General features: G+C 57.3%; 1 protein-coding gene. It reads right to left on the reverse strand.

Annotated features, from left to right (window positions below; genetic code table 11):
• The coding region (locus H6B10_RS17425) for a hypothetical protein (RefSeq protein ID WP_204652559.1) at positions 1 to 218 on the reverse strand (218 nt) is incomplete at both ends.

The following is a 218-nucleotide window of genomic DNA, read 5'->3' on the forward strand; positions in this document are numbered from 1 at the left end:
CAAATGATTGCATCGGGCATGTCACAGATGATCTCCAGCTCCCGGAATCGTGCGAGATACCGCTCCACCTGTTCATTGGTCAGGCTGCAAAAATTCTCGCCATCCTCACCGCAACGGTACAGACGATACATGGAGGGGTTGAACATTGGAAATGGGCTGGAGCGGCCCGACCACCGGGACAATCCGTCCCGCTGACGTTCGACCATCAGGGGGGCGCA

The organism is Gemmiger formicilis (assembly GCF_016901605.1).
GTDB classification, from domain to species: Bacteria; Bacillota; Clostridia; order Oscillospirales; family Ruminococcaceae; genus Gemmiger; species Gemmiger formicilis_B.